The organism is Streptomyces sp. NPDC041205, assembly GCF_055591765.1.
The window spans coordinates 133,894-156,980 of sequence record NZ_JBVIZH010000003.1 but is presented as its reverse complement, the minus strand read 5'-3'; the positions used below and the strand labels follow the sequence as shown (position 1 = coordinate 156,980).

18 protein-coding genes and 1 pseudogene are annotated in these 23,087 nt (G+C 72.7%); 13 read left to right on the top strand and 6 right to left on the bottom strand.

All coding sequences use genetic code 11. The annotated features are described in order from the left end of the window. Window positions 1-52: 52 nt before the first annotated feature. Complete coding sequence (locus ACZ6BG_RS14880) at window positions 53-1,210, top strand: sensor histidine kinase (RefSeq protein WP_469000632.1); 1,158 nt, start codon at window positions 53-55, stop codon at window positions 1,208-1,210. Next, window positions 1,201-1,845 (top strand): response regulator, encoded by a 645-nt coding sequence (locus ACZ6BG_RS14875; RefSeq protein WP_469000627.1) that lies wholly within the window; start codon window positions 1,201-1,203, stop codon window positions 1,843-1,845. The genes ACZ6BG_RS14880 and ACZ6BG_RS14875 overlap by 10 nt, the downstream gene beginning before the upstream one ends. A 54-nt stretch (window positions 1,846-1,899) precedes the next feature. Here ACZ6BG_RS14875 and lysA read toward each other — a convergent pair whose 3' ends face one another. Then, on the bottom strand, window positions 1,900-3,207 hold the full coding sequence (gene lysA / locus ACZ6BG_RS14870; RefSeq protein WP_469002904.1) for a diaminopimelate decarboxylase: 1,308 nt from the start codon (window positions 3,205-3,207) through the stop codon (window positions 1,900-1,902). Window positions 3,208-3,857: 650 nt separating this feature from the next. Further along, complete coding sequence (locus ACZ6BG_RS14865) at window positions 3,858-4,385, bottom strand: SAV_915 family protein (RefSeq protein WP_469000625.1); 528 nt, start codon at window positions 4,383-4,385, stop codon at window positions 3,858-3,860. A gap of 210 nt (window positions 4,386-4,595) precedes the next feature. Here ACZ6BG_RS14865 and ACZ6BG_RS14860 point away from each other — a divergent pair. After that, window positions 4,596-5,206 (top strand): annotated as a pseudogene (locus tag ACZ6BG_RS14860) (endonuclease/exonuclease/phosphatase family protein). Window positions 5,207-5,378: 172 nt separating this feature from the next. On the opposite strand, the gene ACZ6BG_RS14855 reads toward ACZ6BG_RS14860, so the two are convergent. Beyond that, window positions 5,379-6,062 carry a response regulator gene (locus ACZ6BG_RS14855; protein WP_469000622.1) on the bottom strand — a complete coding sequence of 228 codons (684 nt, stop codon included), beginning with the start codon at window positions 6,060-6,062 and terminating at the stop codon, window positions 5,379-5,381. Between the two features lie 1,467 nt (window positions 6,063-7,529). Here ACZ6BG_RS14855 and kdpB point away from each other — a divergent pair. From kdpB to ACZ6BG_RS14815, 8 genes are all read left to right on the top strand, one after another. Then, window positions 7,530-9,692, top strand: coding sequence for a potassium-transporting ATPase subunit KdpB (kdpB, locus tag ACZ6BG_RS14850; protein WP_469000618.1), 2,163 nt, complete (start codon window positions 7,530-7,532; stop codon window positions 9,690-9,692). 400 nt (window positions 9,693-10,092) lie between these two features. Continuing rightward, window positions 10,093-10,902, top strand: a complete 810-nt coding sequence (locus tag ACZ6BG_RS14845) for an SDR family NAD(P)-dependent oxidoreductase (RefSeq protein WP_469000615.1) — start codon at window positions 10,093-10,095, stop codon at window positions 10,900-10,902. A gap of 17 nt (window positions 10,903-10,919) precedes the next feature. Beyond that, window positions 10,920-10,997 (top strand): 50S ribosomal protein bL37, encoded by a 78-nt coding sequence (locus ACZ6BG_RS14840; protein WP_469002901.1) that lies wholly within the window; start codon window positions 10,920-10,922, stop codon window positions 10,995-10,997. 253 nt (window positions 10,998-11,250) lie between these two features. Then, the gene (locus tag ACZ6BG_RS14835) at window positions 11,251-12,096 is read left to right on the top strand and encodes a GNAT family N-acetyltransferase (protein WP_469000611.1); all 846 of its coding nucleotides are present in this window, start codon (window positions 11,251-11,253) and stop codon (window positions 12,094-12,096) included. Between the two features lie 155 nt (window positions 12,097-12,251). Further along, a complete protein-coding gene (locus ACZ6BG_RS14830; RefSeq protein ID WP_469000606.1) occupies window positions 12,252-14,105 on the top strand; it encodes a methylmalonyl-CoA mutase family protein in 1,854 nt (617 codons plus the stop codon). After that, window positions 14,102-16,336, top strand: a complete 2,235-nt coding sequence (scpA, locus tag ACZ6BG_RS14825) for a methylmalonyl-CoA mutase (RefSeq protein ID WP_469000604.1) — start codon at window positions 14,102-14,104, stop codon at window positions 16,334-16,336. Before ACZ6BG_RS14830 ends, scpA begins: the two co-directional genes overlap by 4 nt. Before the next feature lie 12 nt (window positions 16,337-16,348). Further along, a complete protein-coding gene (meaB, locus tag ACZ6BG_RS14820; RefSeq protein WP_469000601.1) occupies window positions 16,349-17,446 on the top strand; it encodes a methylmalonyl Co-A mutase-associated GTPase MeaB in 1,098 nt (365 codons plus the stop codon). Continuing rightward, on the top strand, window positions 17,443-18,492 hold the full coding sequence (locus tag ACZ6BG_RS14815; RefSeq protein ID WP_469000598.1) for an enoyl-CoA hydratase/isomerase family protein: 1,050 nt from the start codon (window positions 17,443-17,445) through the stop codon (window positions 18,490-18,492). The genes meaB and ACZ6BG_RS14815 overlap by 4 nt, the downstream gene beginning before the upstream one ends. A gap of 110 nt (window positions 18,493-18,602) precedes the next feature. Here the strand turns inward: ACZ6BG_RS14815 and ACZ6BG_RS14810 are convergent, their stop codons facing one another. From ACZ6BG_RS14810 to ACZ6BG_RS14800, 3 genes are all read right to left on the bottom strand, one after another. Further along, a complete protein-coding gene (locus tag ACZ6BG_RS14810; RefSeq protein WP_469000593.1) occupies window positions 18,603-19,058 on the bottom strand; it encodes a hypothetical protein in 456 nt (151 codons plus the stop codon). A 120-nt stretch (window positions 19,059-19,178) separates the two neighbouring features. Beyond that, window positions 19,179-19,922 (bottom strand): ABC transporter permease, encoded by a 744-nt coding sequence (locus ACZ6BG_RS14805; protein ID WP_469002899.1) that lies wholly within the window; start codon window positions 19,920-19,922, stop codon window positions 19,179-19,181. After that, window positions 19,919-20,857 (bottom strand): ABC transporter ATP-binding protein, encoded by a 939-nt coding sequence (locus ACZ6BG_RS14800; RefSeq protein ID WP_469000588.1) that lies wholly within the window; start codon window positions 20,855-20,857, stop codon window positions 19,919-19,921. The genes ACZ6BG_RS14805 and ACZ6BG_RS14800 overlap by 4 nt, the downstream gene beginning before the upstream one ends. 108 nt (window positions 20,858-20,965) lie before the next feature. On the opposite strand from ACZ6BG_RS14800, the gene ACZ6BG_RS14795 reads away from it, so the two are divergent. Both ACZ6BG_RS14795 and ACZ6BG_RS14790 read left to right on the top strand, forming a co-directional pair. Beyond that, window positions 20,966-22,204 (top strand): sensor histidine kinase, encoded by a 1,239-nt coding sequence (locus ACZ6BG_RS14795; protein ID WP_469000581.1) that lies wholly within the window; start codon window positions 20,966-20,968, stop codon window positions 22,202-22,204. 179 nt (window positions 22,205-22,383) lie between these two features. Continuing rightward, on the top strand, window positions 22,384-23,046 hold the full coding sequence (locus ACZ6BG_RS14790) for a response regulator transcription factor (RefSeq protein ID WP_385718928.1): 663 nt from the start codon (window positions 22,384-22,386) through the stop codon (window positions 23,044-23,046). Window positions 23,047-23,087: the final 41 nt, after the last annotated feature.

The following is a 23,087-nucleotide window of genomic DNA, read 5'->3' as shown; positions in this document are numbered from 1 at the left end:
TTGCGGTTTTCCGCAGTCCGCTCCGCGCACCGCTCGGCTAGCGTCATTGATCATGCGAAACTTTCTCGCCCGCCGACTGCGCGTCGCCGCCGGGGTCCTGCTCGGATCTCTCAGCGCCGTCGCCGAGTTGGCCATGACACTCGCGTCCGGGCTGTGGCTGCTCGTCACGCTCGGGCGGTCCGCCGACGACCGCCGTGGCGAGACACGGATACTCACGGTCGCCCGCTGGTGGGCAGAGTTGCAGCGCCGTCGGATGGCCCGCTGGTACGACACCGGCACCGCGGACCTGGCCGCGCCGCTGACCGGCATGCCCGCCCTGTCCTATGTGGCCACCCGCTGGACGGTGGGGCTGCTGGGCGGCGTGGTGCTGCTGGCCGCCGCGGTCGGCGCCGGCTATGCGTCACTGCTGGTGTGGGGCTGGTTCCTGATCGACTTCGACCTCGACCGGTGGTCGCTGACCGTCGCACCCGCCGCGTTCGGCGGTCTCTTCCTGCTCTTCCTGTGCATACAGGGCGTGCACGCGGTGGCGCTGATGGACGAGCAGCTCATACGCCACTTCCTCGGCCCCAGCGACCGCCAGACCCTGGAGCGCCGCATCGGCGAGCTGGCCAAGAGCCGGGCCGGCGTCGTGGAGGCCGTCCACGACGAGCGGCGACGCATCGAGCGTGACCTGCACGACGGCGTCCAGCAGCGCCTGGTCGCGCTCGGCATGCTGCTCGGCCGGGCCCGCCGCACCCCGGACCCGGAGAAGTCGTCGGAGCTGCTCCGGCAGGCCCATGAGGAGTCGCAGCAGGCGTTGGTGGAACTCAGGGACGTGGCGTGGCGCGTGTATCCGGCGGCGCTCGACGAGGGCGGGCTGGCCGCCGCACTGGAAACGGTCGCCGAGCGTGCCGCGATACCCGTCCGGCTCTCCTGCGAGTTGCGGGACACCCCGCCGCCGACAGCGCAGGCGGTCGCCTACTTCGTCGCCGCCGAGGCCGTGACGAACGCGGTCAAGCACTCCGGCGCCGGGCAGGTCACGGTGCGGGCCGACCGTGCTGGTGAGCTGCTGCGACTGCGGGTCGAGGACGACGGCAGGGGCGGAGCCGACGCCTCCGGCAGTGGGCTGCTTGGCCTGAGCCGGAGGATCGCGGCGCTCGACGGTACGTTGTCCGTGGCCAGCCCGGCCGGAGGTCCCACAGTCATCACAGCGGAGCTGCCATGCGCGTAATACTCGCCGACGACTCGACGCTGCTGCGTGAGGGGCTGACCCGGCTGCTCGTCGAGGAGGGGCATGAGGTGACGGCGTCCGTCGGGGACGCGGAGGCTCTGCTCGAAGCGATCGCCGCCGATCCGCCGGACGCCGCCGTGGTGGATGTGCGGATGCCGCCGACACACACCGACGAAGGGTTGCGGGCCGCGCTGGAGATCCGCAAGAACTGGCCGGACACGGGTGTCCTGGTGCTGTCGCAGTACGTCGAACGGCGTTACGCCACGGACCTGTTGACCACGGCCACGGAAGGGGTCGGATATCTGCTCAAGGACCGGGTCGTGCAGGTCGACGAGTTTCTGGACGCGCTCGATCGCGTGGGTGCGGGCCGGACGGCCTTCGACCCGGAGGTCGTGCGCCAGTTGCTGACGTTCAGCCGCCAGGTGGACCCGTTGCAGCGGCTGACCGACCGGGAGCGGGAGGTCATCGCCAAGATGGCGCAGGGGCATACGAACGCGGCCATCGCGAAGCAGTTGCACGTCTCGCAGAGCGCCGTCGAGAAGTATGTGAACGCCATCTTCGACAAGTTGGAGCTGACCGACGTCACCGGCTACAGCCGCCGTGTGCTGGCGATCCTGCGCTTTCTCGGCACGTGACGCCGACGGGGCGGGTGCCCGGCCGCGCCGACGTCCGGCCTTGAGAGCGCGGCCCTAGAGGCCGACGTCCCGGCTGCGGAAGTCCTCCAGGGACTCGCGGCGCACGAGGAGTCGGGCGTGGCCGTCGGCGACGGCGACCACCGGGGGCCGGCCGACGAGGTTGTAGCCGGAGGCCATCGACAGGTGGTAGGCGCCCGCGACGGGGACGGCGAGGAGGTCCCCGGGCCGGGTATCGGCCGGGAGTTGGACGTCGGCGGCGAGCACGTCGCCCGCTTCGCAGTGCCGGCCGACGACGGTCACGGGTGCGGACGCGGCGGTGGAGCGGCGGCCGATGAGCCGCGGCAGATAGCGCACGCCGTACAGCGCGGGCCGCGGGTTGTCACTCATGCCGCCGTCGACGGCGACGAAGGTGCGGTCGCTGGTGCGCTTGACCGACAGGACCCGGTAGAGGGCGACGCCCGCGGGGCCCGCGATGGCGCGCCCTGGTTCGACGACCAGGCGGGGTACGGCGAGGCCGGCGGCGGCGCAGCTCTCGGTGAGTTCGGCGCGTACCTTGCGGGCGAGGGTGGTGATGTCGAGGGCGTCCTCGCCGGGGCGGTAGGCGATGCCGTGGCCGCCGCCGAGGTCCAGTTCGGGGAGCGTGATGCCGTGGTGGTCCTTGATGCGGGCCATCAGCCCGACGAGGCGGCGTACGGCGCACAGGAACGGCTTGTCGGAGGTGATCTGGGAGCCCAGGTGGCAGTGCAGGCCGACCAGTTCCAGGCCGGGCTGGTCGAGGATGCGGGCGATGGCGTGCTGGGCGGAGCCGTCGGTGATGGACAGGCCGAACTTCTGGTCGTCCGTGCCCGTCTGGATCTTGCTGTGGCCGCCCGCGGCGATGCCGGGGACGACGCGGACCAGGACCTTCTGGCGGCTGCCGGGCGGTACGGCCGCGGCGAGACGGGCGATTTCCGAGGCGCTGTCGATGACGATGCGTCCGACGCCGAGGCGCAGAGCGGCGCGCAGGTCCTCCGGGCTCTTGGCGTTGCCGTGCAGGACGATGCGGGCCGCCGGGAAGCCGGTGGTGACGGCGAGTTCGAGTTCACCGGCGGAGCAGACGTCGAGGCCCAGGCCCTCCTCCTCGACCCAGTGCGCCATGGCACGGCACAGGAACGCCTTGGCCGCGTACAGGACGTCGGTGTCGGGGAAGACGTGCAGATAGGTGCGGCAGCGCTCGCGTACGTCGGCTTCGTCGAGGAGGTAGGCGGGGGTGCCGAAGCGGTCGGCGATCTCGGTGAGCGGTACGCCGCCGACGGCCAGGCCTCCGTGCGCGAGCCGCGTGGTGGAGATCGGCCACACGGTCAGGTCGTCGGCCGCGTCCATGGGCGGGGCGTCGACGGTGACCGGGGGGTGGCCGGGTGTCGCGGGGATGTCCGCAAGGGTCATGGCTGGCTTCTCTTTTCGCCTCGTCGTCTTCACGTCGTCGTCTTCACGTCGTCCTCGTCCCGGGCGCGTGGTGCTCTCGGCGGGACGCCGTCGTGCTCGCCTCGTGGGCATCGGCCGCTCGCGCCCGTCGGGCTGTCCAGTCCCGCCCCGTCGGACCGCCCGGTCCCGCCCCGTCGGGCCCGTCCAGTCGCGCTCCGTCGGGCTGCCCCGGCGCCGGGGGGGGCAGATCTTGCGTCTCGGTGACGTCAGTGGCATCAACGACGCCGGGGACGTCGCTGGTGGCTGCGGCACCAGCGGGCGCGTCGTCCGTGGCGCCTCCGGCGGCGTCGACGTCATCAGCGGCCGCGGCTTCCTCGGCGCCTGCGATGGCTGGTCTCCGCGGCCCGTCGGCGCCGAGTCTCCGGTGCCAGTTCTCGGGCTGCCAGTTCTCGGACTGCGGAGACCTTGTCGTCCGGTGTGCGGGGACCGGGTCCTCAGGTGCGGGAACTCGGTCCTCAGGTGCGGGAACCCGGTTCCCAGGCGTGGGTAGCGGTCCCCGCGCACGGGAGCGCTGTCGAGCACCACCCTCGGCCCGAGGAACCGCTGGTTCAGCCGATCCAGGCGGTCAGCGCGCCGACGACCGCCGCCGCTCCGGTGACGCGCAGCGCTCCGACGGCCTGGGGGTCCCAGTCCCGCCAACGGGAGACACGCGGGCCGGTGTCCGCGGAGGCGGCGACGGGCCGGGGTGCGGCGGGCGTGAGCCGTGGGGCGGACGAGGCGGGGGTGCGCCGGGGAGCCGGGGAGCCCGGAGTGCGGCCGGTGGTGGTGGAGGTGCGGTCCGTTGATGCCGAGCGGGGCGTGAGGCAGGGGTCGACGGTGACCCGAGGGACGCCGAGCGGCTCGGTGAGCGCACGCAGGGCGGGTTCGGAGAGCCGGATCCAGGGCTGCCGGGCGCCGAGTTCGTCGGTGAGGCGTTGCGGTGTCGTGAAGGCGACGGCCGTGCGGCCGCCGACAGGGGTGCGGAACAGGCGGGCGACACAGCCCGCGGGTCCCGGCCGGACGGGAACGAACAGCGGTCCGGCCGGGCCGCGTTCGGAAGGCTCGGGGTCTTCTCCGCACACCAGTTGCTGCGTCATGGGATTCCTCCTTGAGGAGCCTCGGCAGGCCCTCGTCGGGTTGGGCGGTCGCCGTGGACCCGGCGGCGAGCACCGGGCACACAGTGACGGTATGCCCGGCACGGGGTGTCAACCGACCGGAAATGACGAGCCGTTGACGGTGATTCGGCGCACGCTGACACTCTGCTGACGCGTGGCCCGGCTCGGGGACCCGGGCGAGTGGGGACGTACGTGCGCATACTGACGTGGAACGTATGGTGGCGGTACGGGCCCTGGGAGCAGCGGCGGAAGGCGATTCTCACGGTGCTGCGCGAGCTGCGGCCGGACGTCGTCGGCCTGCAGGAGGTCTGGGAGCGGGGCGGCGAGAACGTCGCCGGGAGGCTCGCGGACGAGTTGGGCCTGCGCTGGACGTGGGAGCCGTCGCGGGCGCCGGGGCGATGGCAACGGCGGATCGGTGATCCGGAGGCGGCGATCGGCAACGCGGTCCTCAGCCGGTGGCCCGTCGTGGACCGGGCCGTCGCACAACTGCCCCCGTCGGACGGGGGAGGAGGACGACGGCCGCCGTGCCGGGGCAGTCGCTCCTGGACTCCTGGGAGTATGCCGAGCCGGGCGCGGCGGCCGCCACCTGGGACGCGGCGAACCCGTACGTGGCGCCCTCGTACGACCCGAGCGTTCGGATCGACTACATCCACGTCGGGCCACCGGGCCCCGGCTGCCTCGGCGCGGTGCGCTCGGTGCGGCGCGCGGGCGACGGCCCGGTCGACGGTGTCTGGCCGTCCGACCACGCGGCAGTGGTCGCCGACCTGCGGGACAGCGGGGCGTCGGCCGACAGCGTCTCCTGAGCCCGACCGCGGCAGGGTCACCAGCCGCACCCCGCGCGCCGGACAGCCGCACCCGCAGCCCGGACAAGCGGTCGGCCGCAGCCCGGACAAGCAGCCGCCCTCACCCCGCACAAGCGGCTGACCTCACCCCGCACGCGCGACAACCGCACCCCGCACACCCGGGGCACCATCCCTACCCCTCGAACCGATACCCCATCCCCGGTGCGGTGATCAGATGCCGGGGATGCGCCGGATCAGGCTCCAACTTGCGCCGCAGTTGCGCCATATACACCCGCAGGTAGTTGGTCCGCGTGCTGTGCGAAGGCCCCCAGACCTCGCCGAGCAGTTGCTGCTGGCTGACCAGGCGGCCGCGGTGGCGGACCAGGACTTCCAGGAGGTGCCACTCGGTGGGGGTGAGACGCACGGCGCGGCCGTCCCGTAAGGCCTTCTTGGCGAGCAGGTCGAGGGTGAAGCCCTCGGTCTCGACGAGCGCGGAGGTCTCGCCGCGCTCCTCGGAGCGGGTTCTGCGGGCGGCGGCCCGCAGCCGGGCGAGGAGTTCGTCCATGCTGAACGGTTTGGTGATGTAGTCGTCGGCGCCCGCGTCGAGCGCCGCGACCTTCTCGTCGGAGGCCTGGCGGGCGGACACGACGAGGATGGGGGCGCGGCTGAAGCCCCGCAGCCACCGCACCACGTCGATGCCGTCCATGTCGGGCAGCCCGAGATCAAGGAGGACCACGTCCGGCGGACGTGCCGCGGCCAGACGCTGGGCCGTGCCCCCGTCGACCGCAGCGTCCACCTCGTACTTGCGTGCCTTGAGGTTGATCTCCAGAGCCCGTACGAGCTGTGGGTCGTCCTCGACCACCAGCACCCGGGTCATCGGTGTGCCGCCTCCTGAAAGTGCGTGCGGGCCGAGCCCACAAGATTGTGCGGTCCTCTGAAGCAAAGCGCCCACCAGCGGGTTCACCGTCTCTCTTGACGTCTCTCATACGGCGGCCGGGACACCGTTGACGCCTCTCTTACGTTTTGGCCATGACTCGTTCACGGGGTCGCCGCACACCGCGGGAGCTGATCATTCCGGTGTGCCCAGGCCGCAGTTCGCGCGCAGCGGCTGCACACCTGTCATCAGGCCGTCGAGACCGCGGCCGCGCCACATGGCGGCGAGGGCCCGTGCTGCGGACGGCGAGGACCCGCCGCGCGTTCCGCTTGAACGCCTCGCGGATGGTGTGCCCACCACGCGCTGGACCCGGTCCCCGACTCACGGCCGCAGACGGAGAGTTGACGAGCCCGCCTCCCCGGAACTCGGCCAGCCTCCGCGGCGGCGCGTTCGCCGGGGAAGGTGATGTTGTCGAGGTCGCGCCGGAACTCGCCGGTGAAGGGCAGGACGCGGCGGTCGGAGCGGTGGGCGCGCCAGGTCTCGTCGAGCCGCGTGTCGTGCGTGGCGGCGTGGTGCCGGGAATGCCGTACAGGTTCTGCGACTTGGCGAAGAACGAGTTCCGGCACTGCCCGCGCCGGTCCTTCATCAGCAGGTAGCGGCTCTCGTCGGCGTTGGCGTCGTACACCGTGGCGTGGGCACGCGACGGTGCCACGACGGAGTCGAAGCCGTCGCGCCGCGCGAGGTGCCGTCGGAGCGCGGCGAGGACCGCGATCAGCTCAGCAGGGCCGCGGCCTTGCCGCCGGAGCGGACGTCGTCCTCCAGGGCGCGCCCGACGAGTTCCTGGTAGCTGCGCAGGGCCGCGCTGGTGGTGCGGGCGCATCACGGTCGGCCACGGCGCCCCAGGCACCGAGCGCGGCGAAACCCGCCGCGGTGAGCAGCGCCGCGAGCGCTGCGGCGAGCAGCGACAGCACGGCGCGGAGCAGCCGCAGCTAGAGCCGGAGCCAGACCGGCGGCGACGACGACCCCAGGCGGTGTAAGTGCCGCCGGGCGTCCGGTCGTTGCGGACGCCCGGCCCGCGGCCCCCCTCTGAGCCGCGGGTCGGGACGTCCGTTCGGACGGACGACCGGATCATGATGTGCGGCTGGCACAGCCCCGGCCCCCGCGTCTGGACTGTGCGTACTGCCGGAGGTGATCGTCACGCGCCCTCCGACCTCACATCACGGACTCGTTCGCCCGTTCCCCCGTGGTGATCAGTCTTGGGTCCACCGCGGCGCTTCCCGGTTTTGTTGACGCCCCCCTGATGCGCCACCAGGCCTTCTTGACGAAGGCTTGACGGATGGCCACGAGGGGCTGTCAGGGGGTCGTAAATTCCCTGCTGCGAAGGTGATTTGGCGAGGTGCGGACCGCTAGCTTCCTCTCCGCACGGCCGCGCTCCGTGGCCGCTCCCCCACCAGAAAGTCACCTTCACCGATGCTTCCCGCCGCCCCGCAGCAGGCTCCCCAGGCGCCCGAGAGCCAGTCGTCCGGGCGCAGTCCCGAGAGCCGTCCCGGCCGTCGGCGCGTCCGCCCCGGCGGCCTCGTCGATCCCGTGCAGGTCCTGAAGTCGTTCCCCGACGCACTGCACAAGCTGCGCCCGCGCGCGCTGGTCAAGAACCCCGTGCTGTTCGTGGTGGGCTGCGGCGCGGTGATCACGACGGGGACCGCGGTGTTCGACCCGTCGGTGTTCTCGTGGATCATCAGTGTCTGGCTGTGGCTGACCCTCGTCTTCGCGAACCTCGCGGAGGCGGTGGCGGAGGGCCGGGGCAAGGCGCAGGCGCTCGCGCTGCGCAAGGCGCGCACGGACACGGTCGCCCTGCGGCTGCGGCACAACTGGCGGGTGGGCACGGATCTGCGGGACGCGGAGACGGAGGCGGTGGCCGCGACCGAGCTGCGGCCCTTCGACTTCGTCCTGGTCGAGGCGGGCGAGCTGATCCCGGCGGACGGCGATGTGGTCGACGGGGTCGCGGCGGTCGACGAGTCCGCGGTCACGGGTGAGTCGGCACCGGTCATCCGCGAGTCGGGCGGCGACCGCAGCGGCGTCACGGGCGGTACGACGGTGCTGTCCGACCGGATCGTCGTGCGGGTGACGTCGCGCTCCGGCCACTCCTTCCTGGACCGGATGATCTCCCTAGTCGAGGGCGCGTCACGACAGAAGACGCCGAACGAGATAGCCCTCAACATCCTGCTCGCGGCGCTCACCATCGTGTTCGTGCTGGTCGTCGTGAGCCTGCAGTCGATGGCTTCGTACGCGAACGCGGCGCAGCCCACGACCGTGCTCGTCGCGCTCCTCGTGACACTGATCCCGACGACGATCGGCGCGCTCCTCTCCGCCATCGGCATCGCGGGCATGGACCGGCTCGTGCAGCGCAACGTGCTCGCCATGTCGGGCCGGGCCGTCGAGGCCGCGGGCGATGTGAACACGCTGCTGCTCGACAAGACCGGCACCATCACGCTCGGCAACCGCGAGGCGGACGCCTTCATGCCGCTGCCCGGTGTCGACGAACTGCACCTGGCGGACGCCGCCCAGCTGTCGTCGCTGGCCGACGACACGCCCGAGGGCCGCTCCATCGTCGTGCACGCCAAGAACAAGTACGGGCTGCGCGCACCGGCGCAGGGCGAGCTGGCCAACGCGCAGTTCGTGGAGTTCACCGCCCAGACCCGGATGAGCGGCATCGACCTGCGCTGGGACAACGGCGCCGCCTGCACCATCCGCAAGGGCGCGGCCAGCCAGGTCATCACCTGGGTGGAGCTGCGCGGCGGCCAGGTACCGCCGCAGGCCCGGATGTTCGCCGACTCCGTCGCCGCGGCCGGCGGGACTCCGCTCCTTGTCGCCGTGCACGACTGGGACGGGCCGCGCGTCCTCGGCGTGGTGCAGCTCAGGGACGTGGTGAAGAACGGCATCCGGGAGCGGTTCGCCGAGCTGCGCCGCATGGGCATCCGCACCGTCATGATCACGGGTGACAACGCGCTCACGGCGCGCGCCATCGCCCGGGAGGCGGGCGTGGACGACTTCCTCGCGGAGGCCACGCCCGAGGACAAGCTCGCCCTGATCAAGCAGGAGCAGGAGGGCGGCAAGCTGGTCGCGATGACGGGTGACGGCACGAATGACGCGCCCGCGCTCGCGCAGGCCGACGTCGGCGTGGCCATGAACACCGGTACCTCGGCCGCCAAGGAGGCCGGGAACATGGTGGACCTGGACTCCAACCCGACCAAGCTCATCGAGATCGTGGAGATCGGCAAGCAGTTGCTGATCACCCGCGGCGCCCTGACCACCTTCTCGATCACCAATGACGTCGCGAAGTACTTCGCGATCATCCCGGCGATGTTCGCGGGGGCCTATCCGGGCCTGGAGTCCCTGAACATCATGGGGCTGCACAGTCCGAAGTCCGCGATCACCTCGGCGATCATCTTCAACGCCCTGATCATCGTCGCGCTGATCCCGCTCGCCCTGCGCGGCGTGCGCTACACCCCCGCGTCCGCGCACGACCTGCTGCGGCGCAACCTGGCGGTCTACGGACTCGGTGGGCTCGTGCTGCCCTTCCTCGGCATCAAGCTGATCGACCTGGTGGTGTCGACGATCCCGGGACTCAGCTGACGCCCGTTTCCCGAGACCGGTTCCCGGACATCTTCCCGGACGTCTTTCCCGACCGCCCCTGCCAGACGCACCTCCCGGAGGTCCGTCCCGGACATCCGTCCCGGACGCCTCCGCGGGGCCCCGCATCAGGGCCCCGTCAAAGCCCGTGAGCAGCGCTTGAAGCGCAGCTCACGGGCCAGTTAGATGGTCGACGTGAACTGCTTCGTGCGCCATGACGACCGGCCGCCTCATACGGCGGTGCCGGTCTCGCGCCCTGTTCACAGCACGGTGCGCTGACGCCGCACCGCACCCTCCTCCGCCGTGACCGGCGCTCCTGAAGAGCGCGCACGGCCATTTCGTATCGCATGCCGCGAGCCCTCACCGGGGGCTGCCCCGGCATGCCTCCACCACAGGATCAGACATGTCTTCTGCCTCTCTGTCCGGGCGCACCGCGCTCGTCACCGGAGCCACCTCCGGCATCGGCTACGAGACCGCGCGTCTCCTCGCCGAGCGCGGCGTCACCGTGCTCGTGCACGGCCGCACCGCCGACGATGCCCAGGCCGCCGTCGACAAGCTCATCGCCATGGCCGGCGTCGACGCGTCGAAGCTGCGTGCCTTCGCCGCCGACTTCACCCATCTGGAGGAAGTCGAGCGGCTCGCCGAGCGGGTCGTCGCCGAACACCCGCACCTGGACGTCCTGGTGAACAACGCGGGCATGGCCGCGCCGGAGCGCCACACCATCACCGCCGACGGCAACGAGATCGCCTTCCAGGTGAACTTCCTCGCCCACTTCCTCCTGACGGGCCTCCTCGAGCCGTCCCTGACCAGCGAGCCCGGCGGCCGCGTCGTCAACGTCTCCTCGTCGCTGCACCGCACCGCGTCCATCCAGTGGAGCGACCCGAACCGCGCCCGCCGCTACTCCCGCCTCGCCGCCTACGCCCAGTCGCAGCTCGCGCTCACCGTCTTCGCCGCCGACCCGCGCGTGACCGCCGTGTCCGTGCACCCCGGCGTGTGCGACACCGCGCTCCTGCCGCTGTACGCCCACGAGGGCACGTCGGCCGCCGAGGGCGCGGAACACGTGGTGCGCCTGTGCGACCCGGCCACCGAGATCGTCAACGGCGCGTACTACGACCGCTCCGAGCGGGTCGAGCCCGCCGCGGCCGCCCGGGAGGACCGCACCGTCAAGCGCCTGAACAAGCTCGCCGCCCTGCTGGTCGGCCACAACTCTTGAAGGGGGAGAACGCCTAGATGTCCAAGCGCGCACGCAAGAAGAGGGCCCGCCGCAAGAAGAAGTCCAACCACGGCGGCAAGGCGGGTCAGGGCTAATCTGCCGCCACACGGCCAGCGGTGCGGTCCTCCCGATCCGGAGGACGCACCGCTGTCTCGTGGCAACACCGCTCGATCACATGGCAGCACCGCTGCACTCGTGGCAGCCCGGCACCGCCCCCGCCCCACGCACCTCCCGCCCACCCCACGCACCTCCCGCCCGCGCCGCGCCCCGGCCGACCCCCGCACCACCCAGCCCCCCCCCGGCACCCCTGCCCCGCCCACCCCACCAGAGCCCCCGGAGGACCGCCCCGTGATCCCGCTCCCGCGGCACCGACTTCCCGCCCTCACCGACTGGTTCGCCGCCGGGGCCCCCGGAACGGCCGCGCTGCCCGAGCACGTCCGCACGCACGGCACCGGCCAGTGGTGGGCCGACCGCACCGACGCGCCGCGCGCCCTCGCGGTGTCCTGCGCCGGTCACGTCCTGCTCGGGGGCGACCCGCGTGCCGTCTCCCCGGACGGCCTCGCGCAGTTCAGCGCGAGCCATGTCGTGGCCTCGGCGCGGTTCCTGCCCGTGCTCGGCGCCGCCTTCGACCGCCTCGTGCCCGACGAGCGCATGGTGTACGTCCACCGGGAGCGCGTCGCCGCGCCCCGGCCGCCGCGCGGGGTGCGGGTGCGCCGGGTGACGGGCGACGACGCGCTCGCGCTGGCGGCGCTGTGGCCGGACGCCGACTGGATCCACGCCAGTTGGGGCGGCCCCTCGGCGCTCGCCGCCTCCGGGCACGCCGTCGCCGCCTTCGACCGCGGCGACCGGGTCGTGGCCGTGGCGTGCTCCTACTTCGCGGGCGACGCGTATGAGGACGTGGCCGTGGCCACCGCGCCCGAGCACCGCCGCAAGGGCCTCGCGCACGCCTGCGTCGCCGCCCTCACCGCGGACATTTCGGCCCGCGGCCGCACCGCGAGCTGGTCCTGCGCCCGCGACAACCGGCCCAGTCGCCTGCTCGCCTGGACGGCTGGATTCCGCTTGCACCGCGAGTACACCCATTACGTCACCGCCGACGCTCCTCGCGGCACCGGCGCCGTCGTCCGCGAAAACGCCGTACAGGGGTTGGTCCCGGCCCAGGCCACGCCGCGAATGTCGGCGAAAACCCCTGCTTGAGGGCGTGCGGCGGACAGATACGACCCCTATGAAACCCCTATATATTACCCACTGGTAATAACTTGCGGGCCGTCCGAGTTCAAGACTGACGGGGAGAGTGCAAGGTCACAGCGGTGCCCCGGCACCGGGCCCTGATTGAGCCCTAGCATCGGAACATGACGGTCCTGCCTGACGACGGGCTTTCCCTGGCCGCCGAGTTCCCTGATGCGACCCATGAGCAGTGGCAGCGCCTGGTGGAGGGCGTACTGCGGAAGTCGGGTAAGGACGTATCGGGGGCGGCGGCGGAGGAAGCGCTGTCCACCGCGCTCGAGGACGGGCTCAGCACCCGCCCCCTGTACACCGCCCGTGACGCCGTGGCCGATGTCGGCCATCCGGGTTTCGCCCCGTTCGTACGCGGCGGGCGCGCCGCGGGCGGTGCCGCGACCGGCTGGGACGTACGGCAGCGGCACGCGACAGGCGACCCGGCCCGCACGAACGAATCAGTCCTCGCCGACCTCGAGAACGGCGTGACGTCGCTGTGGCTCACCCTCGGCCCGGACGCGCTGCCCGTCTCCGGTCTGGAGCGGGCGCTCGACGGCGTCTATCTGGACCTGGCCCCCGTCGTGCTCGACGCCGGAGCCGATGTCGAGGCCGCAGCCGGTGAGTTGCTGCGCCTGATCGAGGCCGCGGGCGTCGCCAAGGACGCGGCGCGCGGCAACCTCGGCGCGGACCCGCTGGCGTACGAGGCGCGCACGGGCACGGAGTTGGGCACGGACGCGTCGGTCGAGCTGGCGCGGCTGTGCGGCCGAGAGTACGGCGGCCTGCGCGCGCTCACGGTGGACGCGCTGCCGTACCACGAGGCGGGCGGCTCGGCCGCGCAGGAGCTGGGCGCGTCCCTGGCGACGGGCGTGGCCTATCTGCGCCTGCTCACCGGCGCGGGCCTCACCCTGCAAGAGGCCTGCGCGCAGCTGGAGTTCCGGTACGCGGCCACGGCCGACCAGTTCCTCACCATCGCCAAGCTCCGCGCGGCCCGGCGCCTCTGGGCGCGCGTGGCGGAGGCGAGCGGCGACGTCGACGCGGGCGCGCAGCGTCAGCACGTGGTGACCTCGCCGGTGATGATGGCGCGCCGCGACCCGTGGGTGAACATGCTGCGCACGACCGTGGCCTGCCTGAGCGCGGGCGCGGGCGGCGCCGACGCGGTCACGGTGCTGCCGTTCGACCACTCCCTGGGCCTGCCGGACGCGTTCGCGCGCCGCATCGCCCGCAACACCTCGACGATCCTCCTGGAGGAGTCGCACCTGGCGCGGGTCATCGACCCGGCGGGCGGCTCGTACTACGTGGAGCGGCTCACCGACGAACTGGCGCACGCCGCCTGGGACTTCTTCCAGGAGATCGAGCGCGCGGGCGGCCAGGCGGCGGCCCTGCGCTCCGGCATGCTCGGTGACCGCCTGGCGGCGACCTGGGCGGAGCGCGGCAGGAAGCTCGCCAAGCGCCGCGAACCCATCACGGGCGTCAGCGAGTTCCCGAACCTCGCCGAGAAGCCCGTGGCGCGCGAGAGCGCACCCGCCGGGCCGACGGGCGGCCTGCCGCGGGTGCGGCGCGACGAGGCGTACGAAGCCCTGCGCGCCCGCTCCGACGCCCACCTCGCCGGGACCGGCGCCCGCCCCAAGGTGTTCCTGGCCGCGCTCGGCCCGGCCGCCGCGCACACCGCCCGCGCCACGTTCGCCTCGAACCTCTTCCAGGCGGGCGGCGTCGAGGCCGTGCACGACCCGGTCTCGGTGGACGCCACGAGCGCCGCCGACGCCTTCCGGGCCAGCGGCGCGCGCGTCGCCTGCCTGTGCTCCAGCGACGCCCTGTACGCGGAGGAGGCGGACGCGGTCGCCGCCGCGCTGAAGTCGGCGGGCGCTGAGCGGGTATTCCTCGCTGGACGGCCCGGTGAGTTCGGGGACGTCGACGCCTATGTCTTCGCCGGCTGCGACGCCGTGGCCGTGCTCACCTCCACCCTCGACCTCATGGGAGTGGCGCCATGACGATCCCCGACTTCTCCGGCATCGGCCTGGAGCCGGACGCGGCCCCGCGGGGCTCCGCCGAGCAGTGGCGCGCCGCGGTCGAGTCGACCACCGGCAAGGACGCCGACGACCTGCTGTGGGAGACCCCGGAGGGCATCGCGGTCCAGCCGCTGTACACGGGCGCCGACCTGGAGGGCCTGGACTTCCTGGGCACCTACCCGGGCGTCGCGCCGTATCTGCGCGGCCCGTACCCGACGATGTACGTCAACCAGCCCTGGACGATCCGGCAGTACGCGGGCTTCTCCACGGCGCAGGAGTCCAACGCCTTCTACCGCCGCAACCTCGCGGCGGGCCAGAAGGGCCTGTCCGTCGCCTTCGACCTGCCGACCCACCGCGGCTACGACAGCGACCACCCGCGGGTGACCGGTGACGTCGGCATGGCGGGCGTGGCGATCGACTCGATCTACGACATGCGGCAGCTCTTCGACGGCATTCCGCTGGACAAGATGACCGTGTCGATGACGATGAACGGCGCCGTGCTGCCCGTCCTTGCGCTGTACATCGTCGCCGCCGAGGAACAGGGCGTGCCGCCGGAGAAGCTGGCGGGGACCATTCAGAACGACATCCTCAAGGAGTTCATGGTCCGCAACACCTACATCTATCCGCCGAAGCCCTCGATGCGGATCATCTCCGACATCTTCTCGTTCACCTCGCAGAAGATGCCGCGCTACAACTCCATCTCGATCTCCGGCTATCACATCCAGGAGGCCGGTGCGACGGCCGACCTGGAACTGGCCTACACGCTCGCCGACGGCGTGGAGTACCTGCGGGCGGGGCGCGAGGCGGGCCTGGACGTGGACGCGTTCGCGCCGCGCCTGTCGTTCTTCTGGGCGATCGGGATGAACTTCTTCATGGAGGTCGCCAAGCTGCGCGCGGCGCGCCTGCTGTGGGCGAAGCTGGTCAAGCAGTTCGACCCGAAGAACGCCAAGTCCCTTTCGCTGCGCACCCATTCGCAGACCTCGGGCTGGTCACTGACCGCCCAGGACGTCTTCAACAACGTGACGCGCACCTGTGTGGAGGCGATGGCGGCGACGCAGGGCCACACCCAGTCCCTGCACACCAACGCCCTCGACGAGGCCCTGGCCCTGCCCACGGACTTCTCGGCGCGCATCGCCCGCAACACCCAGCTCCTGCTCCAGCAGGAGTCGGGCACCTGCCGGGTCATCGACCCGTGGGGCGGCAGCGCGTACGTGGAGAAGCTGACGTACGACCTGGCGCGCCGTGCCTGGCAGCACATCCAGGAGGTCGAGGCCGCGGGCGGCATGGCGCAGGCCATCGACGCGGGCATCCCGAAGCTGCGCGTCGAGGAGGCTGCCGCGCGCACGCAGGCCCGCATCGACTCCGGGCGGCAGCCCGTGATCGGCGTGAACAAGTACCGCGTGGACAGCGACGAGCAGATCGAGGTCCTGAAGGTCGACAACTCATCGGTGCGCTCCCAGCAGATCGAGAAGCTGCGGCGGCTGCGCGAGGAGCGCGACGAGGCCGTCTGCCAGGACGCGCTGCGCAAGCTGACCGCGTCGGCCGAGCGCGGCTCGGGCCCCGGCCTCGAGGGCAACCTCCTCGCGCTCGCGGTCGACGCGGCCCGCGCGAAGGCCACGGTCGGCGAGATCTCCGACGCCCTGGAGAAGGCGTACGGGCGGCACGCGGGCCAGATCCGTACGATCTCCGGTGTGTACCGCACCGAAGCAGGCCCGTCGCCGTCCGTGGAGCGCACTCGCGCGCTGGTGAAGTCCTTCGAGGAGGCCGAGGGCCGCCGTCCGCGCATCCTGGTCGCCAAGATGGGCCAGGACGGTCACGACCGCGGCCAGAAAGTCATCGCGACCGCCTTCGCCGACCTGGGCTTCGACGTCGACGTCGGCCCGCTGTTCCAGACGCCCGCGGAGGTGGCGCGGCAGGCCGTCGAGGCGGACGTGCACATCGTCGGCGTCTCCTCGCTCGCGGCGGGGCACCTGACGCTGGTTCCGGCGCTGCGCGCGGAGCTGGCCGAGGAGGGCCGCGAGGACATCATGATCGTCGTGGGCGGCGTGATTCCCCCGCAGGACGTCGAGGCACTGCACGAGGCGGGCGCGGCGGCGGTGTTCCCGCCCGGCACGGTCATCCCGGACGCGGCGTACGACCTGGTGCGGCGGCTCGCCGCCGGGCTCGGCCACGAACTGCCCGGCGAGGCCGCTTCCGGCAGTGCCGAGCTGTGAGCCGCTGAGCCCATGGCACCGAGGATCGATCTCGACACTTATGTGAAGGGCGTACTCGACGGCAAGCGCGCGCACATCGCGCGGGCGATCACGCTCGTGGAGTCCACCAGGGCCGAACACCGCGTGCTCGCCCAGCAGTTGCTGACGCAGTTGCTCCCGCACTCGGGGCGGGCGCGGCGCATCGGCATCAGCGGCGTTCCGGGGGTCGGCAAGTCGACGTTCATCGACGCGCTCGGCACGATGCTGACGTCCCTCGGCCATCGCGTCGCGGTGCTCGCCGTCGACCCCTCCTCGTCGCGGACGGGCGGCTCCATCCTGGGCGACAAGACCCGGATGGAACGCCTGGCGGTGGACCCGATGGCGTTCGTGCGGCCCTCGCCCACGGCGGGCACGCTCGGCGGCGTCGCGAAGGCGACCCGCGAGTCCGTCGTGGTGATGGAGGCGGCCGGGTACGACGTGGTGCTCGTGGAGACCGTCGGCGTCGGCCAGTCCGAGACGGCCGTGGCGAACATGGTCGACACGTTCCTGCTGCTCACCCTCGCCCGCACCGGCGACCAGCTGCAGGGCATCAAGAAGGGCGTCCTCGAGCTGGCCGACGTGATCGCGGTCAACAAGGCGGACGGGCCGCACGAGCGGGACGCGCGCTCGGCGGCGCGTGAGCTGGCGGGCGCCCTGCGGCTCATGCACCCGTCGGACGCCGCCTGGACGCCGCCCGTGCTCAGCTGTAGCGCCCGCGAGTCGAAGGGCCTCGACACCCTCTGGGACCGGCTCGAACAACATCGCGCGCTCCTGGACTCCACCGGCCGCCTCGCCGCGAAACGCCGCGACCAGCAGGTCGACTGGACGTGGACGATGGTCCGCGACGAGCTCCTCGGCCGCCTGCACGCGCACCCCGACGTGCGGCGCCTCGCGCCCGACCTGGAGCAGCGCGTACGGGAGGGGACGCTGACGGCGACGACGGCGGCGGAACGGATCCTGGACGCGTTCCAGGGGCCGAGCGGCGGCGACGAGAGCGGCGACGCCGGCACGAGCGACACCGGCACGAGCGACACCGGCGGCAAGAGCCCCGGCAACGGCAGCGGCGGCAACAAGGAGGACTCGGCTCAGTGAGTGTCGACGCACCGCCGGTGCTGACGCGGGTCGAGGGCCGCGCGGGCCGTATCGTCCTGAACCGTCCGCGCGCCCTGAACGCGCTCGACCACCCGATGGTCCGCCTCATCGACGAGGCGCTCACGGCGTGGGAGCACGACGACGCGGTCCGCACGGTGGTCGTGACGGGCGCAGGTGAGCGCGGTCTGTGCGCGGGCGGTGACATCCGGGCCGTGCGCGACGACATCCTCGCGGGCGGCGGCGCGGCGTCGGCGGCGTTCTGGCACGACGAGTACCTGCTCAACGCACGGATCGCGCGCTACCACAAGCCGTATGTGGCGGTGATGGACGGCTATGTCATGGGCGGCGGTGTCGGGGTCTCGGCGCACGGCGACGTGCGCGTCGTCACCGAGCGGTCCCAGGTCGCCATGCCCGAGACGATCATCGGCTTCGTCCTCGACGTCGGCGCCACGCATCTGCTGACGCGGGCGCCGGGCGAGCTCGGTACGCATCTGGCGCTGACCGGCACGTCGGTGGGCGCGGGCGACGCGCTGCTGTGCGGCCTCGCCGACCACTACGTACCGTCGGAGCGCCTCGCGGACTTCACGGCGGCACTCGCGGACACCGACGTGCCGGACGCCGTGCGGGCGTACGCGGATACCGCCCCGGAGGGCGAACTCGCCGCGCGCCGCGGGTGGATCGACTCCTGCTACGCCGCCGACTCGGTGGAGGAGATCGTCGACCGCCTCCAGTCCTGCGGCGAGCGGGCGGCGAAGGAGACCGCCGAGATCCTGCTGTCGCGCTCCCCCACCGCGCTGAAGGTCACGTTGGCCGCGCTGCGCCGGGCACGTGCCCTCGGGTCCCTGGAGGAGGCGCTCGACCAGGAGTACCGGGTGTCGTGCGCCTGTCTGACGGCGCCCGACTTCCCCGAAGGGGTGCGGGCCCAGGTCGTCGACAAGGACCGCGCTCCGCAGTGGGCGCCCGCCGAGCTGGCGTCGGTCACCGAAGCGGACGTGGAGCGGTTCTTCGGGCCGGGCGTGTACGGGGAGTTGGGGCTCGGCTCCTGAACGTCGGAGCTCGGCTCCTGAACGTTGAGGCTCGGCTCCTCAACGGAGACGGCCACGTCGCCCGGAAGACGGCCCCGTGCTCCGGACGGCCCGCGCCCGCCCGCCGCGCGCTACGGCGGGTCGACCTCCGTGATCACGGCGAGGAGCTGGACCGCCAGGCGCTCGCCCCAGCGGGCGACGCCCAGGGCTATCCACTGCCCGTCGGCCCGCCACAGGTGGACGTCGGGGACGGACTCGCTGAGCGTGGCCCATGGGTCGGGGACCGACGCGCCCACGCCGTCGGCCTCCTGGGCCATGACGCGGATGAGGACACTGGTCAGGCCGAAGTCCCGCGGCTCGCCCCAGCGCTCGGCGAGGAGCACCCTCAGGGCGTCGCGCTCGGACTCGCACCGCGCCTCCGTCTCCTCGTGCGCCGTGCCGTCGTCGTCCCACAGCTGGTCGTACGTCGACAACTCCGCGACGTGGAAGCCGGGTCCGCCGTAGCCGTGCTCCGACCTGCCGGGCGCCTCGGGGAAGTCCCGGGCGCGCAGCAGGTCGATCGCGGCGAGGTGGTCTGCGCTGCTCATGGCATCCAGTAAAGCCGTTGCCACCGACAATTGGTCGTCCGTCAGGCATCGGACGGCTGACGAGGACTCAGCGGCCCGCGCCCGCGCCCTCGTAGCGCCTCATCACCCCGTCCCGCCTTCTCACGCGTCCCGCCTCCGCACCGCCCACCACCCGGCCGCCAGCGACGCCGCCGCCCACAGCGCCGTCACCCCGAGTCCCGGCCAGGGACCGAGCATCCCGTCCGGGGCCTCGTGCAGGATCTGCTGCCCGGCCCGGTCGGGCAGGAACTGGGCCGCGCCGCCCGCCATGTCACCGATCACGAACGGGACGATCAGGGTGAACGGGATCAGCACGCTGAGCACGGCCACACCGCTGCGCAGCACCGCCGCGAGGCCCGCCGCGAACAGTGCCATCAACGCGAGGTAGACCCCTCCCCCGACGCACGCGCGCACCGCCCCGGGGTGGCCGAGCCCGATGGAGTACTCCCCGAGGAAGGCCTGGCCGCCGAGGAAGGTGGTGAAGCTGGTGACGAGCCCCACCAGGAGCGCCGCCGCACCCAGGACGGCGGTCTTCGCGCCGTAGAACAGACCGCGGCGCGGCACGGCGGCCAGCGAGACGCGCAGTGCGCCGTTCACGTACTCGGAGCTGACGGCCGTGGCCCCGAAGCTGATGGCGGCGACCTGCCCGAAGTTGAAGGCGTAGAAGGCGTCGAAGAGGGGTTCGGCGTCGGCGTTGTCGGCCTCCGCGCGGCCGACGGTGGCGAAGACGAGGACCGTGATGGCGACGGTCGCCACGAACACCGCGAGGAGCGAACCGACGCTCCCCCGCAGCGACTTGATCTTGATCCATTCGGAGTGCAGCACGGCGGACGTGGACACGGTCAGGCCTCCTGGAGAGGTGTGGGAGCCGCGGCGGACGCGGAGAACTCCGTCTCGGCGGCGGTGAGCGCGAGGTAGGCCTCCTCCAAGGAAGCTTCCTCGTCGGCGAGTTCGAGGATCGGCACGCCCGCGTCGGCGGCGAGCCTGCCGATCTCCTCGGCCCGGACGCCGTCGACCGTCCAGCGGCCGTCGCCCGCCGCGGTCAGCTCGTGCCCCGCGCGGGCGAGGGCCGCGCGCAGCCGGGCCGGGTCGGAGGTGCGCGCCCGGACCCTGGGCCGGCTGCGGGCCGCGATGAACTCCCGCATCGGGGTGTCCGCGAGCAGCCTGCCGCGGCCGAGGACCACCAGGTGGTCGGCGAACGTCGCGGTCTCGTTCATGAGGTGGCTGGACACCAGGACGGTGCGGCCCTCCCGGGCCAGACCGCGCATCAGCTCACGGATCCAGATGATCCCTTCGGGGTCGAGCCCGTTGGACGGCTCGTCCAGGAGCACCACGGCGGGGTCCCCGAGCAGCGCGGCGGCGATCCCGAGGCGCTGCCGCATGCCCAGGGAGTACGTCTTCACGCGGCGCCCCGCGACGGCCGTCAGGCCGGTCTCCTCCAGGACCTCGTCCACGCGCCGCGGGGCGATCCGGTTGCTCGCGGCGAGCGCGAGCAGGTGGTTGCGGGCGGTGCGGGACCCGTGGGCGGCCTGCGCGTCGAGCAGGGCGCCGACCTGGCGGAGCGGTTCGTCGTACGTCGCGTACGGGCGTCCGCCGACGGTCGCGGTGCCGGACGTGGGCCGGTCGAGGCCGAGCAAGAGGCGCAACGTGGTGGACTTTCCGGCGCCGTTGGGGCCGAGGAAGCCGGTGACCTGGCCGGGGCGGACGCTGAACGTCACGTCGTCCACCGCGCGGGTGGTGCCGTACTCCTTGGTGAGCTGTTGGACGTCGATGCTGGTCATGGGGACAGCGTCGCGGTGCGGGCGGCCCTGTGGCTTCCCCCGCCCGAGGAGATCGTCTCCCCCGTGCGGGGGAGCCGGGCCCTGCGCGGGTGCTGGCACGATGACGGCATGCCCCGCTTCCTGCGACCGCTCACCCGCGCGGTCACGTACACCCGCTGGCTGCACGTGCTCGTCGGCTGTGTCGCCGGTTTGACGTGCGCGTCGGTCTACGGGATGTCGGACGCGAAGGTCCTCGACGTGTTCGTGGGGTTCTTCGTGCTGCCGGTCCCCCTGGGGGTCGCGGCCGGTCTGGTGCCGGCGATGCGCCGGGCCGAGGGCCTGCAGGCCCGGCTGATGCTGTTCCCCGGCGCCCACGCGCGCGGGGCGGCCGGTCCGCACGACGCGGCGCCCACCGGCTCCGGTGTCTCCGTCATGCCGTCGGCCTCCTGGAACGAGCGCTGCCGCACGGCGCTCTGGCTCGGTCTGCGGATCGAGGCGGGCTCCGCGATGGCCTTCGTGACCTGGTTCTTCATGGGGCAGACACTGGCGTTGATCGGCGCGACGGCGCAGGAGCGCACGGCGGATCCGGCGCTGGTCCTGCCCGCGCTCGCCGACGGCCCCTGGTGGACGGACGCGCTGCTCGTTCCCGTGCCGTTGCTGATCCTGCTGGGCTTCGTGGTGGCGGTGGGGCACTTCATGACAGCCGTCGCCGGGCGCCTCCTCGGCCCCTCCCCCGCCCAGCGCCTCGCCGCCCTGGAGGAGCGCACCGAGCAGCTCCTGGAACGCAACCGCATCGCCCGCGAACTGCACGACTCCATCGGGCACGCCCTGACCGTCGCGGTGGTGCAGGCGGGTGCCGCGCGGGCCGCCGCCGACCCGGCGTTCACCGAGCGCGCCCTGGAGGCCATCGAGGACACCGGCCGGCACGCCCTGGAGGACCTGGAGCGGGTGCTCCGGGTGCTGCGGGAGGACGGACAGCCCGGGCGGCAGCGGCCGACGCTCGTGGACGCCGACCGGCTCCTGGACTCCGCGCGCACGTCGGGCGTGAAGGTCGAGGCCGAGGTGACGGGTCCGGTGGACCAGCTGCCGGGGCCGGTGTCGCGCGAGGGCTACCGCATGCTCCAGGAGTCCCTGACCAACGTCCTGCGGCACGCGGGCCCGGTGCCGGTACGCGTCCGGGTCACCGCCGACGACAGCCTGCTCACCCTCGACGTGCGCAACGCCCTGTCGGGGCCCGCGACGTCCACCGGGCGCGGCGGCAGCGGCCTGCGCGGGATTCGCGAGCGGGCGACGCTGCTCGGCGGCCAGGCGCACACGGGACCGCACGACGGCGACTGGCGGGTCCGCGTCGAACTGCCCCTGACGTGAGGGCACGCGGCCTCTGGCATGAGGGCAGTGGGCCTCTGACGTGACGGCACGGTCTACGTAGAGGCCGACTTCCTACGTAGACACCCACTTTCTCGGAGAGGCCCACTTCGGCTTCTGCGTACAGGCGCACTTCGACACTCCACGGCGTACGGAAAGAGCTCGTGATCTACGCTGACCGGATGCCGGTCACCGTCCTGCTCGTCGACGACGAGCCCCTCGTCCGCGCGGGTCTGCGCGCCGTCCTTGAGGCGCAGCCCGACATCGAGGTCGTCGGCGAGGCGGCGGACGGCGCCGCCGTGATCCCCCTGGTCCGGGAGCTGCGGCCGGACGTGGTGGCCATGGACGTGCGCATGCCGCTGCTCGACGGCATCGAGGCCACCCGCGCGGTCCTGCGCACGGTCACCGACCCGCCCAAGATCGTCGTCATCACGACCTTCGAGAACGACGAGTACGTGTACGAGGCGCTGCGGGCGGGCGCCGACGGCTTCCTCCTGAAGCGCGCCAGGCCCGCGGAGATCGTGCACGCGGTGCGCCTCGTCGCCGAGGGCGAGTCGCTGCTGTTCCCGGCGGCGGTGCGGGAGCTCGCGGGCTCCCACGGGCGGCAGCGGGGCAATCCGGACGCCCGGGCGGCCCTGGAGCGGGCCGCGCTGACAGGGCGCGAGGAGGAGGTGCTGCGGCTGATGGCGCGCGGTCTGTCGAACGCGGAGATCGCGGCGCGCCTCGTCGTCGGCACCGAGACCGTGAAGTCGCATGTGAGCTCGCTGCTCGCGAAGCTCGGGGCGCGCGACCGGACCCAGGCCGTGATCACGGCGTACGAATCCGGTTTCGTCGCGCCGGGCTGAACCCGCCTCCTTCCGGGCGGCCTGATCGGCACTCGCCCCGA

Bases quoted from the DNA above. Each gene is read 5' to 3' on its own strand.
- ACZ6BG_RS14880 (WP_469000632.1), top strand. From the start codon at position 53: ATGCGAAACTTTCTCGCCCGCCGACTGCGCGTCGCCGCCGGGGTCCTG.
- ACZ6BG_RS14875 (WP_469000627.1), top strand. From the start codon at position 1,201: ATGCGCGTAATACTCGCCGACGACTCGACGCTGCTGCGTGAGGGGCTG.
- lysA (WP_469002904.1), bottom strand. From the start codon at position 3,207: ATGGACGCGGCCGACGACCTGACCGTGTGGCCGATCTCCACCACGCGG.
- ACZ6BG_RS14865 (WP_469000625.1), bottom strand. From the start codon at position 4,385: ATGACGCAGCAACTGGTGTGCGGAGAAGACCCCGAGCCTTCCGAACGC.
- ACZ6BG_RS14855 (WP_469000622.1), bottom strand. From the start codon at position 6,062: ATGACCCGGGTGCTGGTGGTCGAGGACGACCCACAGCTCGTACGGGCT.
- kdpB (WP_469000618.1), top strand. From the start codon at position 7,530: ATGCTTCCCGCCGCCCCGCAGCAGGCTCCCCAGGCGCCCGAGAGCCAG.
- ACZ6BG_RS14845 (WP_469000615.1), top strand. From the start codon at position 10,093: ATGTCTTCTGCCTCTCTGTCCGGGCGCACCGCGCTCGTCACCGGAGCC.
- ACZ6BG_RS14840 (WP_469002901.1), top strand. From the start codon at position 10,920: ATGTCCAAGCGCGCACGCAAGAAGAGGGCCCGCCGCAAGAAGAAGTCC.
- ACZ6BG_RS14830 (WP_469000606.1), top strand. From the start codon at position 12,252: ATGACGGTCCTGCCTGACGACGGGCTTTCCCTGGCCGCCGAGTTCCCT.
- scpA (WP_469000604.1), top strand. From the start codon at position 14,102: ATGACGATCCCCGACTTCTCCGGCATCGGCCTGGAGCCGGACGCGGCC.
- meaB (WP_469000601.1), top strand. From the start codon at position 16,349: ATGGCACCGAGGATCGATCTCGACACTTATGTGAAGGGCGTACTCGAC.
- ACZ6BG_RS14810 (WP_469000593.1), bottom strand. From the start codon at position 19,058: ATGAGCAGCGCAGACCACCTCGCCGCGATCGACCTGCTGCGCGCCCGG.
- ACZ6BG_RS14800 (WP_469000588.1), bottom strand. From the start codon at position 20,857: ATGACCAGCATCGACGTCCAACAGCTCACCAAGGAGTACGGCACCACC.
- ACZ6BG_RS14795 (WP_469000581.1), top strand. From the start codon at position 20,966: ATGCCCCGCTTCCTGCGACCGCTCACCCGCGCGGTCACGTACACCCGC.
- ACZ6BG_RS14790 (WP_385718928.1), top strand. From the start codon at position 22,384: ATGCCGGTCACCGTCCTGCTCGTCGACGACGAGCCCCTCGTCCGCGCG.